A 26654-nucleotide genomic window follows, 5' to 3' on the forward strand; every position below is an offset into this window, starting at 1 on the left:
GTGGTAGCGGGGGCAGGATTTGAACCTGCGACCTCTGGGTTATGAGGCGAGATTTCGCGTTCAAACCAACCTTGAACTCGATGCAGACTGGGCATATAACACCAGTTCACAGCCCTGATAATGGTGCTGGACATTGTCGGGCACTCTCAGGACCTGACGACTTGTCCGCGGACAAATCACGGACGGACGATCAAGGGGCTGATCACCGTGGGCTACTCGAAGAAGCGCATCGGCATCAACGGCAAGCCGCGGTACACCGCGTGCTACCTCGACCTACGAGGCGTCCTCCGCTCAGCCGGCACCTTCACCAACAAGAAAGACGCCCTGATATCACAGAATGTAATTCTCCTTAGCTCGGCGCACAGCACTTCAGAGCGAGGCTGCTGATCTCGTTGTAATACTCACCGGCCACGGAAGCCAGCTCTAGGGCAATGCCGCCACACCAGGGAGCCGAAGGGCGGTTGAGATACTCAGCGGCTGTGGAGAGCCGGTGCTGGGCCGATGACGGCGACAATGACCCCAACGAGGGTGAAGTTGCAACGCTCACCGGCCGCGAAGAGCCGGTGAGCGTTCCAGGCAAGGCTCATGTCGCACCAGGCGGCGGTGCCGTTGCGATGCTCACCGGCCACGGAGTGCCGGTATTGGAGATCGACGACAGCGCGCAGCCGTGGGCGGCCAAGTTGCGATGCTCACCGGCCGCGGAGGGCCGGTGCTGGCCGAGCTGCTGCAGCCCATCCGCCAGGGACGGGTGTACCCGGGATACGAGCGGCCAAAGGCCGGGACGAACTCCTCACCGCAATAGAGCCCATTTTCCAGGGGCGAGTGCACCGGGTTGCCTCCGACGCTGGTGAGCCATTGGGTGGCGCCGCAATAGAGCCCGTCCACCAGGGACGGGTGCACCGAGCGGGGCGATGCCGTAGGCCGGGTTGGTCTGGGACCCGCAATGAAGCCCGTCCGCCAAGGACAGGTGCACCCTGATGACGGCGATGCTGATGCCGCTCCGTTCGGCCCCGCAATGGAGCCTGTGCGCCGGGGACGGGTGCACCGCCGGTCAAGTCGACGTGCTGCTGTTCCACCTCACCCCCGCAATGGAGCCCGTCCGCCAGGGACAGGTGCACCCCGACGGGACATGGCGTGTCCAGGTCGTACCGGAGCCGCAAGGGAGCCCGGCCGCCAGGGACGGGTGCAACCAGGGCTCGTGGCGCGGAGCCCTCATGAGCACAGGGCCGCAATGGAGCCTGTCCACCAGGGACGGGTGCAACGCGAGGCTGCGAACTCCAGAATGGTCTGGTAGGCGCCGCAATGGAGCCCGTCCACCAGGGACGGGTGCAACCTGCGCCCTGTCGGGGTTCTCCCAGACCCACTCAGAGCCGCAATGGAGCCCGTCCACCAGGGACGGGTGCAACTCGTTGCCTGACGCGAGGGGTTCGCTGTCATGTAAGGGCCGCAATGGAGCCCGTCCACCAGGGACGGGTGCAACGGGGCGGTCAGGGCGGGATCGTAGCTGCGCTGGTGGCCGCAATGGAGCCCGTCCACCAGGGACGGGTGCAACCACATCAGATCCAGCCTACGAGGGTCCGAGTAGATACGCCGCAATGGAGCCCGTCCACCAGGGACGGGTGCAACGACAAGGACCCCCGCCTCAGCTACGCAGGGTGACCAGCCGCAATGGAGCCCGTCCACCAGGGACGGGTGCAACCATCAAACGTCCGCCCATACAGGTCACGCAGCGAGCCGCAATGGAGCCCGTCCACCAGGGACGGGTGCAACAGCGAGACCGCCTGGTTCGACAAGGCGACCTTCAGCCGCAATGGAGCCCGTCCACCAGGGACGGGTGCAACCCTTCGCGAACAGGGAAAACAACAGCCAGCGACTACATCCGCAGGGCTCCACTGGGTGTTTCGTGTCCGAAACAGGTCGATTGCGCTTCGGAACCTCCCAGGGAATCCATGAGAACTTGAGGTTCCTAGCCCAGCCCTCGGGGCCCTCCCGAAGGCCAGCTTCAGTTTTCAAGCAGCCCAAAGCGGTCACCCCATGGCTTGAAACAAGCCCAGTCCAAAATGTGACAGGTGCCCAAGCACGATCGGCCCGCCGACGGGCTCGGCGAACTCCAACGCAAGCGCATGCCCGCTGCGCAGCGCCGACGACGTCCTATCACGCCACCTTCGCCGGACAAACCCCACGAACGCAGAGCCCTCCCCCTCCTGCACACTCACCCTGCCAACCGCCTCACCCCGGTAGGCCAGCTCGCGCGTCACCTCCTCATGCAGATAGGCCTCCCCGTTCTGCCTCCGCTTGCGATGCCGCGACGGCACGAACGGCGTGACCGACCGCCACCGGCGAGCAGGACGGGTCCACTCCCCCGGCAGCAGTTCCTCCCCTCCTGAATCGGTGACCAGCACCCGAAGATCGCGTGGACCGCTAACCCCTTCCGGAACACCCACCCCTCGTCGGGCAAGAACATCGAGTGCCCCGACCTCCTGGGCGGTCAGGCCACCCGGGCTCCAGACGACGATCTCGTCGATACGCCCGTTCCCATCGGTGTCATACGGCAGGAAATGGGCGTGCCGATGCCCTCCGGCGAGGGGCTTGCCGTCGGCGGACTTGCCGGCCAGGAGGCTGTCGGATGTCCCGGCCTGCCGGGTGAGGATCTTGATGCATGCGCCCCGGACCGCGTCCATGAGGGGAACGGCGTGGGCCAAGCGCGGTTGCCGGACACCGCTGACGGCCAGCCGTACGACCGAGACATCCGTGCCGGAGTGGACGACTGACCGGACCGGGTCGGACGGCACGGGCACCGCATAGGTGAGTTTCCTGGTGTTCTTGGGGAAGAGCAGCTTGGCGGCGCGGACCTCGACCGGACGCTGGACCAATGCGTCCAGGTCGAGCGGAAGGGTCGGGCAGAGCACCTCGACCGCCTGGTGCTGCCAACCGAGGGCATCGTCGTCCAAGCCGATCGGTTCGGCCTGGGCGTGTCCGACCGCCTCTTGCGGCACGCGGTCGAGCGCCTGGATCTCGCAGGTGGAGTCGGCCCGGCCGATGTAGGGGATCGACTTGGCCAGCCGGGCCAGCGCCTCCCACTGCTCGGGGTTGAGTTCCACCGGCCAGACGGCGTAGATGGTCTGATCGCCATCCAGTACGGCAAAAGCGTCGACGGCCTTGTCCGTACTCACCGAACCGCTGCGGTGCTTGCTGTCGGGGTAGTAGTGCCGGGAATGCGAGACCCGGTACGGCGGAAGCCGGTACGACGGCGGCACCGCAAGCGCGGCCAGCAGCGAGAGCACCACCCGCTCCTCCAGCTCAGGCGCCCGCATCTGCCACGCCGAGTACAGTGCCCGCAGCAACCGCCACGGCGACGGCGGCACCTCGACGAGCCCCTCGTTCACATAGCGCCCCCACGGGGTGGCGTGATACCGCCCCCATGGGAAGTGCATGGCCAGGACGACGGGCATGTCAGCCCTTCCAGAGCACGGTGACCGGCTCGGCGCCGATGCCTTCGGCGGTGATGAGTTCACCGATGCGGCCCTCGAGTTCGGCACGCTCGGGCAGCCCCTTGGCCTCCTCGATCACTTCCAGGTCGCACGCCGTACGCAGCCGCAGCCCGCGGGACAGCAGCGTACGGATCTCCCACTGCGCCAGCCGCACAAGCAGCTCGGTCGCATCCGGCCCCAGGCCGTACGAACGAAGCAGGTCGACGTCCACGACGAACATCGCCTTGATGTCGCCGGCGGTCCACTCCACCCGGTGGAAGGGAATGGAACCGTATCCCTCGCTGGTCCCCCCCTCGCCTTCGACAAGCTGGTGGCGCACGTGATCGGCCTTGCGTCCGCCGCTGACCACCTCCCGAACGTCGTGGGCCTCGACGACGGCAGAGATCGCGCGGGTGAACTTGGGCTGCCCCAACCACTGCTTGTGACTGAAGAACACGCCGTGCAGCAGGCAGAACGGGTCGAGCCCCAGCACCGCCCGCGCCATCCTCGGATAGTTGAGCGGAGTGTCTTTGACCAGCCCCAGCCTTTCGCGGATGACCTCCAGCATCTGCAGACCGTCCAGGGTGGAGTCGCGCACGAACGCCGAGGCGAGCCGGTGAGCCTCCTCCCGCGAAGAGGTGAGGTGTTCGTCGGGGTTGTCCCTGCGGTGCACCCGCACGTACGGCAGAGCCTCCACCAGCGGGGCCGGGCGGCGCGCGGCCCGATCCCACGCGGTGGCCTCCAGCCGGTTGGCCATCGACTGGACCGACTCCACCAGCAGGCAGTCGCCGCCCTGGGCCCGGGAGAACTTGGCCGCGCCGATGTCGGGGAAGTTGGTGGGCTGGAAGGTCGAGCCCAGCACGGGCTGCAGGCGCACCGTGTATCGCAGGCGTGGCTCATCCAGGGGGATCACGCGGGAACTCCTTCAGTGTCGGGGATGGCATGGTCAGTGGTTTGCGCGACGCAGATCCTGGCGAGGGAGCGTTCGCGGTCGCGCCGGGTGCAGGACAGCAGCAGGGCGGCGGCGAGTCTGGGGCCGTCGACCCGGGAGGCCGGCAGCCGGGGAATTCGGGGTTGGAGTCCGGCCATGCGCAGCCGCAGCTGCGCCTCCCTGACGACGGCGTCCACCTGCCCTGCGGCCAGGGAGGCGATCCAGCCGGGGCGTGGCGCGAGCCGTACCGCCTTCACCGATTGCTCACCGCTGCGGGCGTCGGGCACCTTCATGGTCAGCTCACCGGTGCCGAAGAACGGCAACAGCAACGACAGCGTCCAATCCGGGAGGTGGGGTCCATACCGGGGCCAGGATGCTTCCGAGCGTGGGCGACATCCCAGGACGAGTAGTCCGCGCAGGTAGTCGGCGACCAGGTCGTCCCGGACATCGCCCGCGAGGAACGCGGCCAGGAGGCCCATCGGCAGCCGCTGGCCGTACCGATAGGCGGTCTGAACACCGCGGGCAGACTCGTCCTCGGCTGCGACCGAGGACGACATGTCACGGGTCTTGATCCCTCTGATGCGGTGTGCTTCAGTGAGTGCCCGCACCAAGGTCGTGCCGTACAGTTCAACCCCGCAGCCCGGCGTGTCCTGCCACCCGCTGGTCCCGGTTCGGGTGAGCAGTTCCCGGACCCCCGGTCCGGTGGCTTTGGTCTCGTCGCGCAGTGCGGCGAAGCCGGCGGCCAGCCACCACTCCCGTGAGCCGTCGTCCAGGGCCGCAAGCCAGTCCGCCGTGTGCTCCCCCGCCTTGTAGGGTGCGACGTCTTTACGCAGCGTCCCGGACCGGCCCACCGTCTCGTGCAGTCGGCCGAACTCGACCACGAAGCGTGCCATCGCCGTACGTCCGCCACCGGCGGCGACGGCGAACACCTCGCGCTCCACTCGGCGCAGCGCGGTGGCGACGCCGCCCGGCGGCTTCAGGCGGCGCACCTGCTCCAGCCACCGGTACGGCCCGCGCAGCAGGGCTTCTTCCGGTCGGGACGCCACGGCGATCTTTCCTGCGTGGACGGCAAGCGGACTCTGACCAAGCCGTTCGGCGATGATGAACCGGTGGAACGCCTTAAGACCGCGATCGACGCCCAGCGAGGCCAGAGCCAGGGCGAACTCCAGGCCTGAGGTCGCCTGCCGGTGCCGCCATTGGGCGCGTCCCTCACCGATCAGGTGGGCCACCTCGACGGCGCCGGCGGGCTGGTCCCACAGGGGCACCCACTGCTCGCCCTTGACGGGCTCGTCCTCAGCGGCGCTGCCATGCCCCAAGGGGGTGGAGCGGGTGAAGAACGGCTTGGCCTCGCTCGCGTGGCCGGACCCGTTGCGCCGTACGGCCGCGCTGGCGAACAGCAGCGTGCCTTCCATGACCAGGACGAACGACCACGGGTTGGCGAATCCGTCGACCTTTTCATCGGCGGCGGAGTGGATGCCGCCTGCCCTTCCCGGGTCGTACTGGCCGACGGTGTCGCGCAGGTAGGCCACGTCCTCCCTGCCGATCAGTGCCGCCTCCGCCCAATTGCGGCTCTCAGCGACTTTGGCCTTGGGGCCCATCAGCCGCAGCAGACGGTCGTAGTAGGTGGCCGACAGGTCCTGCCGACCGAAGTTGCCTCCCGTACCGGCCAAGGCGTTGAACGCCACATCGTCCAAGGTGAGCGTGACCGCCACGTCCAGCCAGGCCAGCGCGTCGTCGGGCAGCATGTTGCGGCACAGCCGTACCAGGTCGACCTTGTGGTTCTTGTCCCACATCTCGTCCTTCTTGCCGCCCCATCCCCGGCGGCGCCCCTCGTCCACCACCCGGCGGCCGACCGTGATCGCCCTGCGCAGCGGCTGAAGCCGCTCATCGTCGAGGTCGTGTACGGCCTGCAACGCCTGCTCGGCGCTGCGGCTCTTGCCGTTGCCGGCGAAACCGGAGCCGGAGTTCCAGGGTGAGACGATCGCGGCAGGCCTGTAGGAGCGAGCCAGCCAGACGAACAGATCCTCCTCGCAGAGCGTCGTGTCCAGGATGGCCACGTCCCCGCGCCAGTGCAGTCGCGCCTTAGGGTCGGCCTGCGCCGCGACCACCCGTAGGAGACCGAGGGCCTGCAGATACCCGGCGAGCACGTCGGCTCGGCATCCGCGAAGAACTATCCGGTTCATGTGCCCTCCCGATAGCTGCGGCTGACACGCATGTCGGCGATTCGTACCAGCGCCTCCAGGAAGGCCAGGCGGAACGGCCCCAGGTCCGGACGGTCACGCAACGACACCGCTCTGGTGGTCCAGGAGTCCCCCGCTTCGGCCCCCAGGCGAAGTGATGCCGTCGACAGCGTGAGCTGTCCGACTTGCTCACTGGACGCCATGGAGAAAGGCGGGGTCTTGTCGCCTTCGGCCACGCCGAGCACCAGGGGTGGTTCCGCCGTGGACTCCTCGCCGACCGAACGCACGCTGAGACGGACCTTCCCATGGTGTGCCGCGGTGAGATAGGTGATCAGGTCGCGTTCCGGCTGACCGTCCAGCAGCCGACAGGAAGGGTGGGAGAGCATCAGCGCGCTGACCAGTTCGTGCCGGAAGTAAGGCCGGGAATGCCGGATGCGGCCACCCGGCGTTTTCGCCAGCAGTCCCGTGATCGGAGACTGACCGACCGTTCTCAGGGTCTCCTGGAACACGTCATGGCATTTCCCAAGGTCGTGGTAGCGACCAGCCAATGCGGCTGCGGTGATATGAGCGGGGGACATTCCTGGCGACGCCGTGGTTTCGGCGACCTTTCGCACCTCGTTGTCGACGTCCTCCAAGTGCTGGGTCAAGCTCACCCACGGCTGGCCGCGGGAGGTCAGCGGATCCTCCCCCATGGAGTCGTTCTCCGATACCGAGTGGGAAGGCTGCACCGGAGTCAGCGTGGGGGCCGGGGCCCGGCTGTCCATGCTCCATCCGAGCACCGGGTCGTATCCACCGCCCGACGCATCGGCCAGCAGCACCACGCCGGGGACAACATCCCGCCGGTTCGCGCGCCGCCACACCCCGTCGATCCGATCCCGCACCCATACCCTGCGCGCGCCACTGTCCGAGGCGGTCAACTTCCTTACGTCGGCGAGCGGGGCCGGGCACAGCTCCTCGCGTGAAGGCCACGGCTCGTCCTCACCAGGCCGACCACCCGTGGCCGACCAGTCTCGCCACGCCACGAACACACCGCCGTCGTCACCTTCGCGGATCCACGGGCTCACGTCGATGTCGGCGCCGGTCAGATCGGGCATCGTGTCGAAGAGCTGGAGCAGGTCACGGCGCCGGACCACCGGGTGAAGCTCCAGAGCCTGCTTCACCTCACGTTGCTGCAGCTCCGTGGACGTGACAGCAACGCTCTGCAGTTCGATCAGGGCCTCCGCCGCTGCGTCCACATCCTCTTGCGTGTACGGCGCAGCCGGAGCGCGGCCCGTCGGCGGCAGGCCCCAGAGCAGCGAGGCGACCTCAAACTCCCCAGCACGATTGCACCGCCCGGCCCGCTGCACAATCGAACTCCACGGCGCGGCCTCGGAGAACAGTGTTCTCGATGAGATATCCACGCCCGCTTCGAGGACCTGCGTCGAGATCACGATTCTCCCGGCGAGAGGAGGATCCTCCTCCACCTGAGTCATAAGGCTGCCCCGCTCAGCGGGGCGGAACCTGGAGTGGATCAACACCACATCAGCCTGCGGATCGGCCTTCCGAACCGCCGCGCACACCGCCGTGGCACGCTCCACCGTGTTCAACACTGCGATCGTCCGAGTGCCCGGCCGATGCCGTTCGAGCAACTCCTTGGCGAGTGCCGACGGATAGCCCTTGTTCGCCGTAGGCAGGTCCAGCCTCTCCACGACCCTAGTCGCGTTCAGGCGTCTGGCCAGGTCACCAACCCTGTCCTCGGCCGACAGCTCAACCGTGCGCAAGGCCGTGACATCGTGGTCGACGGTGGCCAGGCCGTCCTCGGCCAATGTCGCCGACATCCACATCGTCTTCGTCGGCGCCGCCGTACCCAGTGTGTCGCGCAGCCCCTGGAGTTGCGCACTCGTCGGCAACGCCGGCCCGAGTAGCTGCGTCTCGTCGAACACCCACTGAGTGTCCGAGTGCAAGAGCGCGTAGGAGATCGGCCACTTCGCCCGCGCTTCGGCGTATCCCCGCATCAACGCACGGCTGAGGATCATGTCCTGCGTGCCGATGAGAATCGCCCGTCTGCCCGGCTCAAGCTGCCAGAGGTCGTCGTCTCGATCGGCGCCGCCCATCAGCACTTGAAGGACGACCTTGTCCTCCCGGGCGGACTGCGCGGGATCCGGGGAGGCGCGCAGGCCGAGGTTGGAGAGCCACGCGGCTACCTTGTTCGCGGTCTGCTCGACCAGCGTTCGCAAGGGCAGCACGTAGACCAGGCGGCGCGGTGTGACCTCGGGGAACGCGGTGGTGCGCCATAGCCATGGCAGGACCGCTGCGACCGTCTTCCCGCCCCCGGTCGGCACCCGCAGCAGGTCCGGCAGTCCCTCGCGAGCGAGCCTCGCTTGGTACGGGTACGGAGCAAGCTCGTGGCCGAACGCACACAGGACGGTGGTGCTGAAACCCGATAACGGCTCGTCAGACTGCATGGCCAGCGGCACCTCAAGGAATTCGGCAGACTACCCAGGACCTCGCATTCGCGAGGAAGTGCAATCTAGCGGTTCCAACCGACAGTTTGACCGCTCTCCACAGGGAAGCCCAGAACCGGCATAGCGGAGCCAGTTGATCTAGTCAGCTTTACATGCAGCGCCGGGCACCAAGGCGTCCAGGATGCAGTATTACGATACGAGCCCCGACCCACTACCGATTCACATCCTCCGCGAAGCACAGCCTTCGGGGATTTCGAGGCATAAACATACCCCTCAATACGCAAACCAGACATCAAGGAGATTTGCGATACAAACCACTTCGGCTGCGTTATCGAGTTGCGCACCTTCTTGATCTTTCGACCCCCATTCGCCCTTCGAACTAGCCGTCACTCGGTGCCACAGAGGACGAGCAGCACCAAGCACCCACCACCCGCCGCCCGCAGGTCTCGCAGGTCTCGCAGGTTGGGAACCGTAAGTTCACAGATACCCCGGGAGGCCCCAAGCCCAAGGAGCCACATAAGCGACAAAATAGACTGCATATTCGACCGACACATCTGCTAGAAAGCCAACTTCGCAGCTCGCGAAGGTTTCACCGCCCTTATCGGGGCAGGCATCATTGCGGCTGCTCGGCTGTCGCTCTGGGGCGGAACGGGAGCGGAAGATTCACCGCCTCTGTTGGAGCGGCATCATTGCGGTGGATGGCTACACACTGCGCATACGCCCGAGTAGCCGAGTTTCGGCGTGCTTCAGGGGAGCATCACCATTACGGCAGCATGAGTGCAGTCGCGTTTGCGGTCAACGATCAGGTTTCCCCTTTCCAGAGGCGGCATCAATGCAGCGACCGAGTAAGAGCGCCATCCGCTCTCCGGCCTAGCTTTCACAGTTCTCCTCGAGCGCCGTTCGTGGCCCCGTACCACAGGGGCTCTCCAGTTGGCGCAGCCAGCCCCTTCTCCACTCCGAGCGATGCAATCTCGATCGAGCTCGCTTGGGCTTTAGATCTCCACTGCGGCTCGCCAGAAAAGAAATCGATCAACTCGCCATAGATGCCATCGTTATGGACGCTAGCCACCAAATCACGCTTTTACCCCCGCACCTGCAGGCGCATCAGAATTGTCAGTCGCCTCTGGCATTCTCCGCATGTCGAGAAAGTCGACGACCGAGCGAAGTGCGAAAGGGGCGTTCAAGTGAGCTTGACCCAAATCCTATTAGATGCGACAAACGAGGACAGGACTCACACCGCATTGGTGGTGCAAGCTACCTACCAGCCAGTAGGTGGTCTGGGCAACATCGCAATGCCCCCGACCTTCCCCATCGAGGAACGCGAGCGCGACCTGACCAGGAAGTACCTGGTGGCCGACCGCCTCCTGGATGGCGCGGTCGTCAAGACGGTGACCTTCGACCAGGAGCAATCCCAGGCCAACCGGACCGAGAAAGCCCTCAAACAGGCCCGGGACGAGGGCCGTATCGAGCTGCCGATGCTGGAGATGCGCACCCCCACCGCGCACGGTGAGGTCCGCATCACCTCCTTCGACGCCCCCCACCGCTACGCCGACGCCTACTGGCGGGACTCCACAATCGACGGCGTCCGGTTCGACCAGAGCGAGATCGGCAGGCGCCTGCGCTCGGTCACCGCTCTGGATGCCCGCCCCCTGTACGAGCGTGAGCCCACCTCGTTGATCTACGGCGCGTGGGACTCCCACCGAAAAGGCAGGTGGCCGAAGTTCGCCCGGCTCTACACCGCGGTCATGTACGGCACCAACCCAGTGTTCGGTGCCCGCCGCGGCGGACGGCTGGACCCGGTCAACCTGACCGGTTCGGTCTCCAGCAAGGATCCCGTGGCGTGGGAGTACGCGGCCGAGGGGGCGAAGAAGACCACGGGCAGCCGCCTGAGTGAAATCGGCCACGGCAACATCGCCCCCAACCCCGTCCCCGGCGGGGTGACCGTCGCCGAGGTGCGACGCATGGCGAGCATCTCCCTGGCCGGCCTGGAGCGGCTGCGGTTCGGAGACGCCTCACCGCAGGCCGCGCAGACCGCCCGCGCAACGCTGGCGGCGCTGGCGCTGGCCGCGGACCGGTTGGCGTTCGCGCGGCCGTCCGTGTGGCTGCGGTCGGGCTGCGACCTGGCCAAGATGTCCGAGCAGGTGGGACTCGAGCGGCCGGGCGGCGCACTCAATCTGATCGAGGTCTCGGCTTCGGCAGCGATCGACGCCTTCCACGAGCTCAAGGAGGAGGCGGCCAAGCTTGGCATCGAGATGGCCAGCGACGTCGTGCTGGTGGAGCCGATCCCCTCGCTGCGCAAGGCGATCGAGGTCACGGTGGCGCAGGCGCCGACCGAGGAGGGGTAAGCGGTGTCCCTCACTGTGGCTGTGCGGCTGCGCCAAGGGCGCTATGACGCCGCGCAGGTGGATCCGCGGCGGGTGGAGTGGCCGCCGCATCCGGCTCGGGTGTTCTGCGCTCTGGTGGCCTCGGCCGCGTGTGCTGAGGACTGGGAGGCGCTGCGCTGGTTGGAGCGGTGCGGTTCGCCCCAAGTCTGGGCCGCCCCTTCGACAAGCACCGCGCGGGTCGACAGCTATGTGGTGACCAACGAGGCCTCGGCAAAGGGCGGCAGCGCGAGCTGGCCGGGCCGTACCAACGGGGCGCGCGCCCGTGTCTCCGCTGTGCCCGCCGATGAGCGGTTCGCGTTCGTGTGGCCCGAGGCGGAGCCTGATCCAGGTGTGGTGGCACGGCTGCGTCGAATGGCGCGCAACGTGCCGTATGTCGGCAGGTCGACCGGTCAGGCCGAGGTCAGCGTCGCCCCCGAGGCCCTTGAAGGGCCTGCGGTCTGGTCTCAGTGGTTGCCGAGCCGCCTCGGTGACGGCGATGTTGTCGCGTTGCGCGTGCCGTACCCGGGGTACACCGATGCCCTCATCGACGCCTAGAGTCGGGTGCGCGCTCCTGGGAGGTGGCCAGGGCGGTCCCGTACCTGCCCGCCGTCGAACCGCAGGCGGTGCAGGTACCGTTCCGATCCCCGTGGGACAGCTTGATGATCTGGGGGTTTGATCGTCAGGCGTCCCGGATCGGCGGGGACCGTGTCCTGACGCTCACCTCGATGCTGCGCAAGGCGGTGATCAGCAGGATCGGGACGGAGGTGCCCGCGCAGGTGAGCGGCCACGGCGCCGACGGCCGGACGCACGTCGGCTACCTGGCGCTGCCGGATGTGGGGCACCGGCACGCCGACGGGCACCTGCTCGGCCTGGCTCTGGCCGTACCGCGGGACATGCCGGCCGAGGAGTGGAAGAGGCTGGTGCGCGCCGTGGTCAGCGGTGAAGGCGCCCTCACCCGCCTCACCTGGTCCGGCCGCTCCACGGGACTCCTCTACGGCCACGACCCACGTCGCCGCGGGCTGTCGCCGGAGACCTGGCGTGGCCCGGAGGGCGGGGCGTGCCGGTGGGTGACGGCGACGCCGCTGGTCACCGACGGGATGCCGCGCAAGGGCCGTGCGATCGAGTCGCTGGTTGTCAAATCGCTGGCCCGGGTCGGCTATCCGGAGCCGGTCGAGGTGGCGGTCTCGGCGGCGCCGCTGCTAGAGGGCGCGGTGTGGCGACCTCGCGCGGGCAGCATGCCGCAGGGGCGGCCGCGCCGTCCGATGGTTCACGTGCGGGTGAGGTTCCCCCGCCCGGTGGTGGGACCGGTGATCGCCGGTTCGCTGCGCTACCTGGGGCTGGGGTTGTTCGTCCCGGAGAGGACGGCGTGATGGACAGCCTGTCGGTAGCCGATTTCGTCGCCTTCTACGAGGAGGTCCACGGATACGGTCCCTTCCCCTGGCAGGTGGCTCTGCTGGCCCGGGTGCACCGGGAGGGGTGGCCCGCTCTTCTCGACGTTCCCACGGGTCTGGGAAAGACGTCGTTGCTGGATGTTGCGGTGTTCGCCGCGGCGCTCGGGTGCTCGGATGCGCGTCGGCGGGTCTTCTTCGTGGTGGACCGGCGGCTGATCGTCGACGAGGCCTTCCGTCACGCGTGCCGCATCCGCAGTGCGCTGGAGCGGGCGGAGGCCGGCAGCGTTGCCGGCAGGGTGGCGGCCGTCCTGCGGGCGAGGAGTGGCGGGGAGGGGCTTGAGGTCACGCGGATGCGTGGTGGTGTCACCTGGTCGTGGCGCTGGGTGGAGCGCCCCGACCAGTACGCGATCGTGGTGGGGACGGTCGACCAGATCGGCAGCCGGCTGCTGTTTCGCGGGTACGGTCTGAGCGACAGCCTGCGCCCGATCGACGCCGCCCTGGTGGGCACCGACAGCCTGATCGTCGTCGACGAGGCGCATCTGTCGCAGCCCTTCCTCACCACGCTCGGCGACGCCTTGAGCATGGACACCACACCTGCAGACGCTCAGCCCCGGGTGGTCAGCATGACCGCCAGCCCCAACTCCGACAGCACCCGCGTGCACACCATCACCACAGACGACGAGGCGAACCGCTTCGCCCGCCAGAGACTGCATGCCCGCAAGCACGGCTATCTGGTCGAGGTCAGCGGTACCACCAAGAAGAACAACCACCAGCAGACAGCTGCAGCGCTGGCCCAGTGGGCGGGACACCTGGCCCGAGAGCACCGCGTGGTCGGGGTCGTCTGCAACACGGTCGCCCGCGCGCGAGCAGTGTTCGAGATCCTCCGCGGACAGCATCCCGACCAGTGCCTGCTGCTCACCGGGCGTATCCGCCCAGTGGATCGGGACTACCTGCTGCTGAAGTGGTACGACCGGATCAAGGCAGGCTGCGACACCGACCCCGAGGAACCGATCTTCGCGGTGGCCACCCAAACGGTGGAGGTCGGGGCAAATCTCGATTTCTCCGCCTTGGTCACCGAGTCGGCATCGCTGCCCGCCCTCGTCCAGCGCCTCGGGCGCCTCAACCGCCTCGGGAGAATGGAGAGCGCGGCACCGGCGGTCATCGTGCACAGCCCGCACGATCCGGACGGGGTGTACGGCGAGGCCCGTGCGAACACGTGGGCGTGGCTGCCCGGTCCAGAAGTTTCGCCCTGGCAAAACCTCTCCCCTGCTGGGTGAGGACTTCCTGTCACTGTCCCCGTCGGAGCTGCGGCAGTTGGCCAACGCACTCCACGCTCACAACAAGCAAATGTGGCAGAAGTTGCAGGGGCCCCAGCCGTATACGCCCTACCTGTCGCCGGCGCATCTGGACGCGTGGGCCCGCACCTCGCCCGCCCCCAGCCCGAACGACGTTCCCCCTGCGCCGTTCCTGCACGGACTGCAGCGCGAGTCCGCGCAGGTCTCCGTCGCCTGGCGGGACCTTGATGGCGACCGGCAGCAGTGGCAGCAGAGCGTCGAGCTGCTTCCCCCGACGGTCGAGGAGAGCATCGAACTGCCGCTCACCGCCGTACGCCAATGGCTGTCCGGGCTTGACCGTACGAGCGACTTCACCGACGTGGAAGGCGAGCCCGACCCCGAAGACGCTGAGGAACCCGGCCCGCTGGCACGACCCGTCATCCGGTACGGCTCCCGCGACGAGATCGAGATCGTTCCCGGGGCACGCATCAGAGCTGGAGATCGGCTCGTCGTCCCCACCGGCTACGGCGGATGCGACGAGTACGGCTGGAACCCGGCTGAAACGCAACCCGCACTGGACGTTGGAGACCTGTGCGGCGGCAACGGCCGCCGGGCGGTCTCCGTACGGATGGGTCCAACCCTGGTGGCCGCCTTCAACCAGCATGGCCCCGACCTTGCCGAAGCTGTGGCTCAGGCAGTGGAGCGGGTGGACGAATGGCGCCGAGCCGATCAGGTGGACGCCGAGGCCTGCTCGGCTTTGATCAAGCAGATCCTTGCCGAGCCGCGTGCCGCCATGCCACCGGGTCCGGGATACGAGGAGTCCGGTGATGATCTGCCACCGCACCTTGCAGTGCTTCGCCGTCTGGCCCTGGCCCGGAAGCCCACAGCTGTGGAGCATGTCGGTCTTGGCTGCGTTGTCTTGACCAGCGATACGACCTCTTTCGGCGAGGACGCCACCGCTCGGGGGTCCTCCAGCGGAGCCGAACCTGTTCGCTTGGAAGACCATCAGCGCGCCGTTGCAAGAAGGGCGGTGGAGTTCGCCGGCTACCTCCACCTGCCCCACGATCTCCAGCGGGCGCTCGAGCTGGCCGCCCTCTGGCATGACGAGGGCAAGCGGGATGAGCGCTTCCAGGTGATGCTGCACCGCGGGGATCGCTGGCTGGCCGCGGCCCGCCCGCACGACTTGGCCAAGTCCGGGATGGACCCGCTGGACCGCTCGCTGTTCCGCCAGGCGCAGCGTCGCTCGGGCTACCCTGCCGGTATGCGGCACGAGGCCCTGTCTGCGCAGATCGCCCCTGTGCTCCTCGAAAGGGAACCTATCGTTGACGGTGACCTGGTCGTGCACCTGATCGCAGGCCATCACGGTTTCGGGCGCCCGCTGCTACCCCCGGTGACCGACCCGTCCCCGGTCACCGCCGTCCACCAGGGCGGGCACAAGATCGAAATCGATAGCAGCGCATCAGTTGACTGGTCATCCCCTGCGCGCTTCGCAGTCCTGACGAAGAAGCACGGACGGTGGGGACTGGCCAGACTGGAGACCGTCCTGCGCCTGGCGGACATCTGGTGCTCGGCCCGCCAAGAAGCAGACAGGGAGGACTCGTGAGCGCTGTGGTGCTTCCCGCGTTGGACGGGCGCGAACCATTGGGGTTCCTGGCCGCCCTCGGAGTCCTCCGGGTTCTCGCAGACGAGGGCGGAGTCCCGGCTCGGCTGTCGTTCTCCGACCGTGACGCGACCGCCGTTGTGCACAGCGACTTGGCGGACGTGGACGAGATCGCCGGCGAGCTGCGCAAGGTCGTCGCCTCGATCGGCGAGGGAGCCGTGCTCCCAGGAGTGGGGGCAGGTTTCCCTCCCGCTGCCGGGGTCGGACAGGACCCGCTGCGCTGGCCTCGGGAGACCTACCGCGACCACGCCGTCCGCCTGCGCGAATCGCATCCGCGAGCGGCCGAGGTGTGGCTTCCCGCCCTGACGACGGATCTGGCCGTCGACAGCCAGGGCCGAGGCGCCATCTCGCCGTTCATCGCCCCGGCCGGCCAGCAGAAGCTCCGCACCTTCTTTGAGAAGCCTCTGAAGGCGGTACGGGCCGACCCGACGCATCTGCGTGATGCCTTAGTTCGATGGCGCCGGGTCGAGGGCTTCACCGGCGAGTACCTGGATCACCGGGTACTGCGAAGCAGCGCCGACGACCCGCGTGGACGTAGGGGGATGGAGGCCGGGGTTCCGGGCGCGACATGGCTTGCCACGATGGCGATTCCGATGTTCCGGCTGGGGGGCGACGGCCGAAGGGTGCGCAGCACACTGTGGCAACGGACAGCCGACGACCATGTCATGATCTGGCCTCTATGGACCCCCCGACTCGACGTCGAGGCGGTGCGCTGCCTGCTGGAACACCCGGCCCTGCGGCCAGTAGACGAAGGACCGACCATGACAGCCACGGCCTGGGAGCCGCTGGGGGTGTTCGGCGTCTACAGCGCTCACCGGCGGCGTCTACCGGGGCGTACGTTCGAAGGAGTACTTTCACCGAACACTGTCACCATCCGATGAGTGTTCGGACCACCACTGCTACTTGACACTTGAAAAACACCTGCCGCAGGCAACCTCTCAAAGCCACCGCCGCCAACCAGCATGGAACGGAAACCACAGCCCGTAGATCGTGGACGCGTGCTTAGGAACCTCAAGCTCACATGGATTCCTGGGGAGGTTCCTAAGCACAAACAGCACAGAAAAGGACAACTACAGGCATGAATGGCCTGAGAGATCGTCACACAACGAAGTTGTTGCAGTTCACAAGCAGTCTCACCGTCTCTGAAGGGGACGGCCCCATTGCGGCCTGTTCGGCGAGGGAGCCGGCAAGGCCGGGATGAAGTCTCACCGTCTCTGAAGGGGACGGCCCCATTGCGGCAGCCCGGCCGCTTCGGCCGGTGGGACCGCCTCGACAGTCTCACCGTCTCTGAAGGGGACGGCCCCATTGCGGCAACGACTTCTGGAGCTGGCCCGCCGGTACTCCGTGGTCTCACCGTCTCTGAAGGGGACGGCCCCATTGCGGCGGCCAGGTGCTGCCGCCTCACATCAAGCCCGAGAGGTCTCACTGTCCCTAGACAGGACGGCCCCATTGCGGCGCGAGCATCTCGGCGACGACCGTCAGCCCTAGACCGAGTCTCACCGTCCTTGAAAGGGACGGCCCCATTACGGCCTGGCTAGCCGTCGCCGGCGTCTCATTGCTGGCGAGTCTCACCGTCCCTCAAAGGGACGGCCCCATTGCGGCCCGCGCGAGGTGTTTCTCGCGTGCGCCCCGGATGACAGTCTCACCGTCCCTGAAAGGGGCGGCCCCATTGCGGCTAGGCAGCGATGGACGAGGAGGTCTCGCAGCGGATGGTCTCACCGTCCCTGAAAGGGACGGCCCCATTACGGCACCCCGTCCAGGTAGACGCCGCCGTCTCACCGTCCCTGAAGGGGACGGCCCCATTGCGGCACCGAGGCCATGTCGACCTCGGACTTCCCGCTTCTGGTCTCACCGTCCCTGAGGGGACGGCCCCATCGCGGCGACTGGCCCAAAAGCCAGCGAGCCCGCCCATGGCGTCTCGTCCCGCTATTGGCTAGAACCTCAAGGCCGACTGGAACACACGGTCCCACCGCCCCCTCGATGCCCAGCTGTTGAGCGACAGGATTGTGACAGTGCTTCGCGACAAGAAGTGTCAGTAACGCAATGTAATAGCGATCCCACACTGTCTCTAGCAGGTGCAGGAATCAATCTTCCCCGCTGCGCCGTTACCACGATCCTCCAAGGAGACGGCCCTTCTCCTGGGCACCTCCCAGGCCAAGGTCGGGTTCGCTAGCGTGGCGGCATGTTTCGGTCTGCGCGTCTTGAAGCGCTGTTCGGCAAGCGATTTGATCAGGTGGTCTTCGCGGACGTGATCGCGCTGATCGGGCGTGAGGAGGCAGCCGAAGCGGCCGACCTGGACTACAAGGAACGGGTTCACGCCAAGAACGAAGAGCAGAAGGTCGAGTTCTGCAAGGACGTCGTCGCCATGGCCAACGACCGCGGCGGGATCCTGGTCATCGGAGTGAAGGAAGACGGTCAGCGCGCCGTCCCCGAGGAAGTGACCAAGGTCGATGTGGGCGACAGTGAGCAGCGCCGACTCCACGACGTGCTGTTGAACCTGTCCCCGCACCCCCTACAGGTCGACATCCTCGCCGTCGAGGACCCCGACGACCCGGGTCACGGCGTCCTGCTGGTTGTGGTGGAACGCAGCGGCTTGGCCCCGCACGCACTCCTGGACACCCGGGACAAGACCCACCACCGCGACGGCTGGCTGCGTTTCCCCATCCGCAACGGCGCCGCCACTCGCTGGATGCTCGAGCCCGAGGTGGCCACCCGTTACCGTGATCGCTTCGCCGCCGGACAGTCGATCCATGACCGGCTGAAGGAGGTGGAAGCCGGATGCGTCGAAGCCTACGCAGAACGGGACGGCTCAACCCTTCCGGACCCGCCGCAGGAAACCGACAGGTTCGGGCTGCGGCGTCCGGAGTACGCCTTCTACCGGAAAGAGCCGACGCGGCCCATCCTGGTGGTGACGATCGTTCCGGAGACCGCTGGAAGGCTCGTGCTCAACCGGGCTGCTCTGCTGGAGTTCCAGCGTGCCCAGCATGTCGAGCCGGTGATGATTGGACGCCATTGGACCTTCCAGCAGGTGGGGGTCGCCCCGCGCAGACTCATCGCGGTCTTCGGAGATCCCGTCATCGCCGTGTACACCGAACTGCACACCGACGGTGCAGGGTCGTTCCTCATGGCACTGAACGGCGAGGATCAGACCGGTGAAACGATCCGCGTTCTCGTCCAGGACCTCGTCTTCTACCTGCTGTCGGGACTGCGATACCTCGGCCGCCACGCACGCGATCGCACAGCTGCCAGCGGCGTCACTGCGATCAGGCTGAGCTTGCTGGCAGACACCGATCAGATCGACAGCTCCGGTATTGACCTCCCCCGTCGTGACTCTCTTCGCGAGATCCAGCTGACGTCCAGCACGAGCTATGGCGACTATGTGGGTCTGTCGCCGACCTGCCGCGCCGTCGGTGACGTCTTCGCCCCGCTCGACGACCTCGCCACCGATGGGCCGGGCTTGATCTCGGCGGCGGCGATGGTCGCCAGTGAGGCATGTCACGCCTTCGGTCTGGCCGAAGTGCCCCCGCTCGACGTCAACGGCACCATCAATCCCCATCACTGGGACGAGCCGCTACGGGCCATCATCACCAACTGGGCCTCCTGGTAACCCCTCCGCTGTTGAGCGACAGGATTCTGATAGTGCTTCGCGACACGAGCTGTCAGTAGCGCTGGTGGTTGCCCGCGGCGATGTGGCGCATCTCGGCGTTACCCAGGAAGACGCAGCCTGTTACCGAGGCCCTTGTCACGACAGTAGCCAGGTCCAGGACGTTCGCAGCCCGGGTAGCGAGTAGGGCACCGTCTACTGGGTGTCAGGCGCTATCGGGGTTGGAGAGGTCATCGCGGGCGATGACCACACGGGTGGCCTTGCCAGCCTTACTGGCGGTGGTGGTCGGTGGCAGGGCCCGGACGTGAATGAAATACACCCGGACGCCGGCGAGTTCGGCGTACGGCGGCCAGGCGTCGGGGGTGCCATCGGTGTGGAAGTCGAGGAGCTTGTCGGTGAGGTTGTAGATCACGAGGTAAGCGGTGTGCTGCCCGTAGTCGTGCGCGTACTTGACGATCTGGTGCATGCCCTTGATGAGGTAGGACTTGCCTCGCCCGTCGCCCTCGAAGATCTTTCCATCGCAGATCAAGGGCTCGCCGCCGTCGAGGTCGCCGATCAGATCCGCTTCGCCTGAGGCTGATCGTGGCTTGGCGTGCGTGAGGTGATCGCCTTCCAGGAACAGGAAACGCTGAAGGTCGAGGTTGTAGATCTCCTCGCCGTTGCGAGTGTCGGCCGTGTACCGGGCGTGCAGTTCGTCGCGATCGAACCACTCGATGCGGGTCCGGTAGCGCTGCAGCGTGTGCAGGATGCTGCTCGCCGCGCCGACGCGTTCGCTGAGGAAGTCGAACAGCGGCTGCAGGATGTCCTCGGCGAACTCCCGCCAGCTGTCTTGAAGGTTGGACTTGTTGCTGTACTCCGTTGCCGTCTGGAGCCCTGCCTGGGGATTGCGTTCGTCCTCCGCCGCGATGTCCTGCAACAGCTCCCAGACGAGGGTAGCGCGCCCTTCCTCGGTCCTGCTTGTCCAGACGAACGGCTCGTCGCGGGCCAGACCTGCGCGGAAACGCTCTCGGTCCAGGCCGGACTCGGCTCTGCCGGCTTCCTCCAGCAAGCCTCTGAGAGCCGGCTGGCCTTTGATCCATGCGACTGTGAGACGTACCTCGTGGCCGGCGCTTGCGTATGACGCGATCATGAGTCGGCGAAGTCGTTCGCGTACAGCCACCTGCAGCTGCTGTTGGTACTTCATCGGCTGAGGCCTTTCAGAGCTTGTGTGATCTCCTGGTCGACGACCTTGCCCGCGTTCTGAGCGCTGCCGGTGCCGTCGACTAGCCGGAGCTGGATGAAGCAGCAGGGACACGTGACGGTGGCCTGGGCCACGACTTCTGAGTACCTGATCCATATCGGGTAACCGCACTGAGTGCAGGAAACCTCGAGATCTGCTCTCAGGAACTGTGTCGCGAGGGATTCACCCATGACGGCATTCTTCCGCAGAGGGCTGACATCGAGTACTTGATCTCAGTGGGGACAGGGCCGGATGAGGTGTTCGTGTTGCCGGTGCAGGGAGTACCGGCTTACCCGGGGCGTTGCCTGACCGCCCGCCACGACCGCGTCCTCACCGACACCACCTGGCGCAGGTCGCCACCCGCCTTCTGATCGCCCGTCAGGTACCCGCGGTCGGCGACAATTCCTGTCAGTCGCGCCGCGTGGTTCTTGATCTACGGAGTCGATCCAGGTGCAGCCGTAGCTGTGGTGGAACCTATACCACGCCAGGGAGCTTCGGGATCGGCAAGCGTCTCCAGGACGAGTTCGCACCAGGTGACCGCGGCGTTGGTGGCCAGATGGGCATGCCGAGGGCGAAGCCCGCGCCTGGCGCTGACCTGGCCGTGGCCGGTGCCGTAGCCGCGGTTGCGCAGCTCGGCGACCCCTACAGCGATGGAGGCGGCGCTGCCCAGGACCTTCTTGACCGCGTCGGTGCCGTCGGGGCCGGAGGCCTTGGCCGGCCACAGCAGCAGCGCTTTCTGCGCATCGCGGATGAGCTCCTGGATGTCGGCCCGTGCGTCAATGGTGCGGCCGAGCTCGTGCAGGATCAGTTTGGCGGTGCTTTCGATGAGTTCCTTGGCGGCGCCGATGACCAGTGCGGGGTCGTCGTGCTGCTCGGCCCGCCGGATGCGCTGCAGGCCGTCGTGGATAGCACTGGCGTCGGTGAGGTTCGCCAAGGCCCCGGGGCGCAGGTCGACTCCGACAGGTGTGATGCGGCCGTCGTCCTGGTCGATCTGGTAGCCGTCGCGTTTCAGCTCGCTGCGGACGCGGTGGTAGGTGACGTCGTTGGAGCCCAGGTAGTGGTCTTCCAGGAGGCGTTCGAAGACTCGCAGGGCGCGGGTCACGTGCCGCTCATCGGTCCAGTCGACCGCTTGGAGGTAGGCCTGGAACAGCTGCCGCCGCTCCCCCTTGATAGTCGCATCGACGTCGAAGGCCAAAACCGGTGTGAAGCCTTCGGCCTGCCACAGGTTGTCGATGTCTGAAACCTTGATCTGGTTGGACAGTTCACGCACCGCGACGCGGACGGCGGTGCTGACCAGTTCGCGGCGGGAGCCCATCAGATGCCTCGCTTGCGTCGTCGCAGGGGGTCGCGGCCGGCCACGTGCGCGGCGACGGCGTCGACGCCGGGCCGGGCGTAGCGCTCCAGGGAACGCACCGAGGCGTGCCGGGAGCGGGCCAGCAGGGTGGGGGTGTTGGTGCCGTCCTCGGCCTCGTGGGTCAGCGCCGAGTGCCGCAGCTGGTGCAGCGTCCACCCGCCGCGCGCCTCAAGCTCGGCGGGATCTGCGGTGCCGGGGTTGGCCAGCGGCCGGGTGGACGCCTCGAACAGCTCGGCGGAGCGCCGGTAGGACAGGCGGGCCCGGCCGGTGGCGGGGCACACGTCCAGGGTGGGGGTGCGTGCGGGCGCTCGCCGGTCGGTGAGGAACAGCGGGCCGCGGGCGCGGCCTTTGAGCAGGCGCGGCAGCAGCTGGGCGGTGCCCGACTGCCAGTGCACCCACTCCACCGCGCCGCCCTTGGCCACCACGCGGCCGCGTTTGTCGGCCGGCAGCAGGTCTTGGACGTCGAGGGTGAGGATCTCCTCGGCGCGGGCGCACGTCTCGTACAGCATGCGCCACAGCGCCCTGTCCCGCAGGTCGGCCTTCAGCTCGAACAGGGCGGCGATCTGGGGGCGCGACAGCGCCCGGGTGCGGTCGGGCGGGGCGGGGCGCCGCTCCAGTCCGGCGGTGGGGTCGGCTGCGATCCAGCCGCGCCTTCGCCACCAGGCGATGGCCGCGCGCAGCACCGACAGCTCGCGGTTGACGGTGTCGGCGTCGGTTCGGGCGGCGCGCTCGGCGAAGGCCTGGGCGAGCAGCCGCGCGGTGGCGGCCTGCTCCAGCGCCTCCAGCTGCAGCGCGGGGGGCTCGGCGCCGCGGCGTGCCAGGCCGGTCGGGGGCTGGCGGCCGTGCAGCAGCCACCCCCAGGTGGTCAGGGAGATCCGGTAGACGCGGCAGGAGGAGGCCGACACTCCGGCCGCAGTGAGGTAGGCCTGGACCGCCTCGGCGTAGGCGTCGGGGGCGTCGCGGTGCAGCCGGTGGACGCTCACGAGGCGGCCGTCTGCGGGCGAGCGGTGTCGCCGAGCCCGTCGTCGCGGATGTAGGTCCTGCCCGGCTGCACGAACGGGGCGCCGGCGACCGCGGCGGGGCCCAGCGGCTGCGGGGTCCCCTGCCTGACGTAGTGGGACTCGCCGAACACCCAGTGGTGCAGGTCCACCAGGTCGGGCGGCCACAGCACGACCCCGGCGCCGCCGACCAGGCCGTGGGCGTTGGTCCGTGCCAGCTGCTTGAGCAGCGGGGCCAGCTCCAGCCCCTTGGGGTAGCCGGCGACGGCGGCGGTGGTGGCCGCGGTGACCAGGTCGGCCAGCTGCAGGTGCGGCAGGTGGTGGGAGGGCGCGGTCAGGATCGGGGAGACGATCCTCTCGGGTGCGGCGTAGCGGGTTCCCCGGTTTGTCAGTTCCAAGGTGGCGGCCAGCCACTGCTTCTCAGCCTTGCCGCCGCCGCCCGGCTCGTCGGCGATGATCACGCCCACGTCCTGGTGCTCGTCCAGGAACATGGTGATCCGCTCGTAGAGGTACTTCAGGATCTCCGGGCCGACCCTTTCCTTGGGCCAGTCGGGGCCGCCGTTGTCCCAGACGACCACGGTGGACTTGATCCCGAGGTCGATGGCGTCGCGCAGCATGCGGCGGCGCATCCGCCGGTTCAGATCGCCGCCCGCGCCGGCCAGGAAGCTGCCCTTGGGCGGGTTCCACTTGAGCTCCTCCCCGTCTGGGATGGCGAGGTCGGCGCGGATCCGGTCCAAGGCGGCGGCGTAGGCGGCGACGGCGCCTTCCGGGACGATCACTCCCCCGATCGCGACCAGGCCGCCCATGTGGAGGCGGCGGGGGTTGGTCTGCTCGCTGTCGTCGATGTAGATCACGCGCATGCGGGGGTCCTTCGCGCCGGTGGGCTGTCGCGGTAAACGCGTACACCTCGCTGCGGCTTCGCCGGGCCCGCCGGGCCCGCCGGGGCAGCGGGGCGGAGGTTGGGCGGGGTGCCGGGACACGACGATAGCGCGATTGCCGCAGTAAATCCGCGATTTACTGCGGCAGGGAACCCACTCCACGGGTCGATCCGCAGCGGCTGTCCTTTCCGCGCCAAGGGGGCCAATGCCGGACCTGCATGGCGAGCTCGTCGCGAAGTTCGAGACTCAACCAAGCACCGGCGCAAGGCTCACCAGGAGTTCAGAAAGCACCGGCACGACCTAGCGCAGACCCTGCACCCTCGACATCCGGCAGACCAGCGCTGTTCTCCCGCCGCATCAACCTGCTCCATGGTGGGTGACAGCCGCCTAACGATTCCGATCGCATCGCGCCCACACACCTCGCATCGCTTCATGTGATCTTGCGGTGACGGAATGATGAGGTCATGTCAGGACGCATCCTGAAATGGGTCGGACTCGCCCTGTTCGTCGCCACAGTGGGCGGAATGGCTGTCTACTTCACCGGGACCGGGCTGCCTGCGGCCGACCAGTTGGCCAGCGTGATCGGCGCGTTCCTCGGCCTGAGCAGCCTGGCCCTGACGCTCTACGGAACATTGGCCGACCGCCGCGCTCGCTCAACCCCGACGCCGTCGAACCCCGAGGAGACCATCACCGCGGCCAAGAAGACGCTGACCGCCCTGGTGGCACGGCAGTGGCGTACTGAGGCCACCATCCGCGCCCTGGACGATCCCGAACCGATCCCGATCTCCTGGCACCTGGTCGACGACACAGCAACGATGGACCATCCGCGGCTGGTTGGCGCGTACTTGTCGGCGTTCAACGGCTCCAGCGACCAGATCCCCGAACTGGCCGACGCCTTTCGCAGACTGCGGCGCCGATGGCTGGTCATCACCGGTGGCCCCGGCACCGGCAAGACCACCCTGGCCATCCAGCTGCTGCTGCACCTGGTGGCTCCCGGCCGTGATGCCGCCGACCCGGTGCCGGTGCTGGTACCGGTCAACGGGTGGGACACCACAGTCCACCCGCGGCTGCACGACTGGCTCGCCGCCCGCCTACTCCTCGACTACCCGGCGCTGGCCGCCCCGCAGTTCGGGACGGGCGCAGCCCGGGCACTGCTCGACCACGGCCACATCCTGCCCATCCTGGACGGCCTGGACGAGATCCCCGAGCGCGCCCGCGCCCGGGTGATCTCCGCGTTGAACCGGTGGCTGGCCGAGGGCGACTCCTTCATCCTCACCAGCCGCACCACCGAGTACGGCCAGGCGGTCGTGCAGGCCGGCGACGTGCTCAACGCCGCGGCCGTCATCGCCCCGGCCCCGATCAACGCCGCCGACGCCGAAACCTACCTGCGCACCTGCCTGTCGCCGGTCCCCCGCCACGATTGGACCCAGGTTTGGGCCGCGTTGCACAACGCCTCCCACCCGGGCCTGAGCCAGCTGGCTGAAACCGCACTGGGACTGTGGCTGATCCGCACCGTCTACATCACCCCTACCGCCGATCCCGCCCCCCTGACCGGCTCCCCGGCCCAGCGGGAGGCGACGCTGCGGGCCCATCTGCTCGACCACCTCATCACCGCCGTCATCCACAGCCGGCCCCCCAGCGACGACCCCGCCGAGCACTTCCGGCCCCGCACCGCCTGGAACCCCGACCGCGTCCGCGACCACCTGGCCTATCTCGCCAGCGTCCTGCGCCACCACAACACCTACGACCTGGCCTGGTGGCAGCTCGCCCAGCACACCGTCCCTCGCACTGGACGACGCCGCGCCGTCTGGCGGGCCGGCCTCGTGGGCGAGCTTGTCGGAGGGCTTGTCGGCCTACTCGCGGGCGGACTCGCGGGCCTGCTCGCGGGCGGGATCGCGACCGGGCTCGCGGTCGGGCTCGCGTTCGGACTTCCCGGCGGGCTTGGGGCCGGGCTCGCATTCGGGCGCGGTGCATGGTTCACCGAGACCCCCGGATATGCCGATCTACATCTGCCAGGAAGAACAACCGACCTCCTCAAACACGTGCGAAACGCGCTCGCGAACTGGCTCACGTTCGGGATCGTCGGCGGGCTCGCTGGCGGGCTCGCGGTCGGACTCGCGGTCGGACTCGCGGTCGGACTCGCGGACGAGATCACGGCCAGACTCAATTCCGGGCTCATGGACAAGATCACGGTCGGCATAGGTTCCGGGCTCATGGTCGGACCTGTGGTCGGATTCGCGCTCGGACTCACTTTCGGGCTCATGGTCGGACCTGCGGACGGGGTGATCAAGTGGGCGGAACAGCCCGTGTCCTCCACAGCCGCGACCACACCGCTGACGAGCTGGAAAGCCGATAGAACCCTGACACGGCTACGAGTAACAACACTCGCGCTCACGGTCGGGCTCACGTTCGGGCTCACGTTCGGGCTCACGTTCGGGATCGCAGCCGGGATAGCAGCCGGGATCGCACTCGGGATCGCGACTGGGCTCACGCTCGGGCTCACGCTCGGAAGTCACCATGCTTGGCTGGCCTACACAATCGCCGTACGGCGACTGGCCAAGAAGGAGCACCTGCCCCGAAAGCTGATGGCCTTCCTTGACGACGCCCACCGCCTTGGCCTGCTCCGCATCGTCGGCCCTGTCTACCAGTTCCGCCACGCCGACCTCCAAGACCACCTCGCCGCCGGCTGCAAGCACGATGACCATGCAGAGGCAAAGGTCCGACGTGGCCGCCAAGAGCTACTGGTCGTCGCAGGTGCTGCGTTCGTCACTGTCGTGCTCGTGGCCCCCTGGTGGTGTTCGGCCCTCTACGCTCGCGCGACGTAGACGAGTTTTTGGGTTGCGAACGTCAGAGCCACAGGCCGGGCCATCCGGGCAAACGATCGCCGG

General features: G+C 67.7%; 17 protein-coding genes. 8 read left to right on the forward strand and 9 right to left on the reverse strand.

Translation table 11 applies throughout. The features are described from left to right. Positions 1–2027 precede the first annotated feature (2027 nt). The 4 genes from csb2 (Ssi02_RS32160) to cas3g (Ssi02_RS32175) are packed head-to-tail and all read right to left on the reverse strand — an operon-like array spanning position 2028 to position 9025. Positions 2028–3452 (reverse strand): type I-G CRISPR-associated protein Csb2, encoded by a 1425-nt coding sequence (gene csb2, locus Ssi02_RS32160; protein ID WP_204031344.1) that lies wholly within the window; start codon positions 3450–3452, stop codon positions 2028–2030. Between the two features lies 1 nt (position 3453). Then, positions 3454–4383, reverse strand: coding sequence for a type I-G CRISPR-associated RAMP protein Csb1/Cas7g (gene cas7g, locus Ssi02_RS32165; RefSeq protein ID WP_204031345.1), 930 nt, complete (start codon positions 4381–4383; stop codon positions 3454–3456). Beyond that, positions 4380–6584 (reverse strand): type I-G CRISPR-associated protein Cas8g1/Csx17, encoded by a 2205-nt coding sequence (gene cas8g1, locus Ssi02_RS32170; RefSeq protein WP_204031346.1) that lies wholly within the window; start codon positions 6582–6584, stop codon positions 4380–4382. The genes cas7g (Ssi02_RS32165) and cas8g1 overlap by 4 nt, the downstream gene beginning before the upstream one ends. Beyond that, entirely contained in the window at positions 6581–9025 is a 2445-nt protein-coding gene (cas3g, locus tag Ssi02_RS32175; RefSeq protein WP_204031347.1) for a type I-G CRISPR-associated helicase/endonuclease Cas3g, read from the reverse strand. Before cas3g (Ssi02_RS32175) ends, cas8g1 begins: the two co-directional genes overlap by 4 nt. Before the next feature lie 1184 nt (positions 9026–10209). Here cas3g (Ssi02_RS32175) and cas7g (Ssi02_RS32180) point away from each other — a divergent pair. The 7 genes from cas7g (Ssi02_RS32180) to Ssi02_RS32210 all read left to right on the forward strand — a co-directional run bounded on the left by cas7g (Ssi02_RS32180) (position 10210) and on the right by Ssi02_RS32210 (position 19320). Further along, positions 10210–11370, forward strand: a complete 1161-nt coding sequence (cas7g, locus tag Ssi02_RS32180) for a type I-G CRISPR-associated RAMP protein Csb1/Cas7g (protein WP_373870228.1) — start codon at positions 10210–10212, stop codon at positions 11368–11370. A 3-nt stretch (positions 11371–11373) separates the two neighbouring features. Continuing rightward, positions 11374–11943, forward strand: coding sequence for a type I-G CRISPR-associated protein Csb2 (gene csb2, locus Ssi02_RS39475; protein WP_204031349.1), 570 nt, complete (start codon positions 11374–11376; stop codon positions 11941–11943). Between the two features lie 68 nt (positions 11944–12011). Continuing rightward, on the forward strand, positions 12012–12758 hold the full coding sequence (gene csb2 / locus Ssi02_RS39480; RefSeq protein ID WP_275410776.1) for a type I-G CRISPR-associated protein Csb2: 747 nt from the start codon (positions 12012–12014) through the stop codon (positions 12756–12758). After that, on the forward strand, positions 12758–14056 hold the full coding sequence (gene cas3g, locus Ssi02_RS32195) for a type I-G CRISPR-associated helicase/endonuclease Cas3g (RefSeq protein WP_204031351.1): 1299 nt from the start codon (positions 12758–12760) through the stop codon (positions 14054–14056). The genes csb2 (Ssi02_RS39480) and cas3g (Ssi02_RS32195) overlap by 1 nt, the downstream gene beginning before the upstream one ends. Before the next feature lie 37 nt (positions 14057–14093). Beyond that, positions 14094–15656 carry a CRISPR-associated endonuclease Cas3'' gene (locus tag Ssi02_RS32200; RefSeq protein WP_204031352.1) on the forward strand — a complete coding sequence of 521 codons (1563 nt, stop codon included), beginning with the start codon at positions 14094–14096 and terminating at the stop codon, positions 15654–15656. Continuing rightward, entirely contained in the window at positions 15653–16594 is a 942-nt protein-coding gene (locus Ssi02_RS32205; RefSeq protein WP_204031353.1) for a type I-G CRISPR-associated protein, Cas3-extension family, read from the forward strand. Before Ssi02_RS32200 ends, Ssi02_RS32205 begins: the two co-directional genes overlap by 4 nt. A gap of 1301 nt (positions 16595–17895) precedes the next feature. Further along, on the forward strand, positions 17896–19320 hold the full coding sequence (locus Ssi02_RS32210) for an AlbA family DNA-binding domain-containing protein (protein ID WP_204031354.1): 1425 nt from the start codon (positions 17896–17898) through the stop codon (positions 19318–19320). Positions 19321–19522: 202 nt separating this feature from the next. Here the strand turns inward: Ssi02_RS32210 and Ssi02_RS32215 are convergent, their stop codons facing one another. The 5 genes from Ssi02_RS32215 to Ssi02_RS32235 form a co-directional block, all read right to left on the reverse strand. Further along, positions 19523–20365, reverse strand: a complete 843-nt coding sequence (locus tag Ssi02_RS32215; protein WP_204031355.1) for a hypothetical protein — start codon at positions 20363–20365, stop codon at positions 19523–19525. Positions 20366–20496: 131 nt separating this feature from the next. Then, positions 20497–20727: a hypothetical protein gene (locus tag Ssi02_RS32220; protein WP_204031356.1), complete on the reverse strand. Its 231-nt coding sequence runs from the start codon at positions 20725–20727 to the stop codon at positions 20497–20499. 242 nt (positions 20728–20969) lie between these two features. Next, on the reverse strand, positions 20970–21851 hold the full coding sequence (locus Ssi02_RS32225) for an abortive infection family protein (protein WP_204031357.1): 882 nt from the start codon (positions 21849–21851) through the stop codon (positions 20970–20972). Beyond that, entirely contained in the window at positions 21851–22873 is a 1023-nt protein-coding gene (locus tag Ssi02_RS32230) for a tyrosine-type recombinase/integrase (protein ID WP_204031358.1), read from the reverse strand. Before Ssi02_RS32230 ends, Ssi02_RS32225 begins: the two co-directional genes overlap by 1 nt. Next, positions 22870–23748 (reverse strand): DUF3800 domain-containing protein, encoded by an 879-nt coding sequence (locus Ssi02_RS32235; protein ID WP_204031359.1) that lies wholly within the window; start codon positions 23746–23748, stop codon positions 22870–22872. The genes Ssi02_RS32230 and Ssi02_RS32235 overlap by 4 nt, the downstream gene beginning before the upstream one ends. Positions 23749–24230: 482 nt before the next feature. Here Ssi02_RS32235 and Ssi02_RS32240 point away from each other — a divergent pair, with 482 nt between their 5' ends. Further along, a complete protein-coding gene (locus tag Ssi02_RS32240) occupies positions 24231–26591 on the forward strand; it encodes an NACHT domain-containing protein (RefSeq protein WP_204031360.1) in 2361 nt (786 codons plus the stop codon). The last annotated feature ends 63 nt before the right edge of the window (positions 26592–26654 follow it).

This window comes from Sinosporangium siamense, assembly GCF_016863435.1.
Classification (GTDB): domain Bacteria; phylum Actinomycetota; class Actinomycetes; order Streptosporangiales; family Streptosporangiaceae; genus Sinosporangium; species Sinosporangium siamense.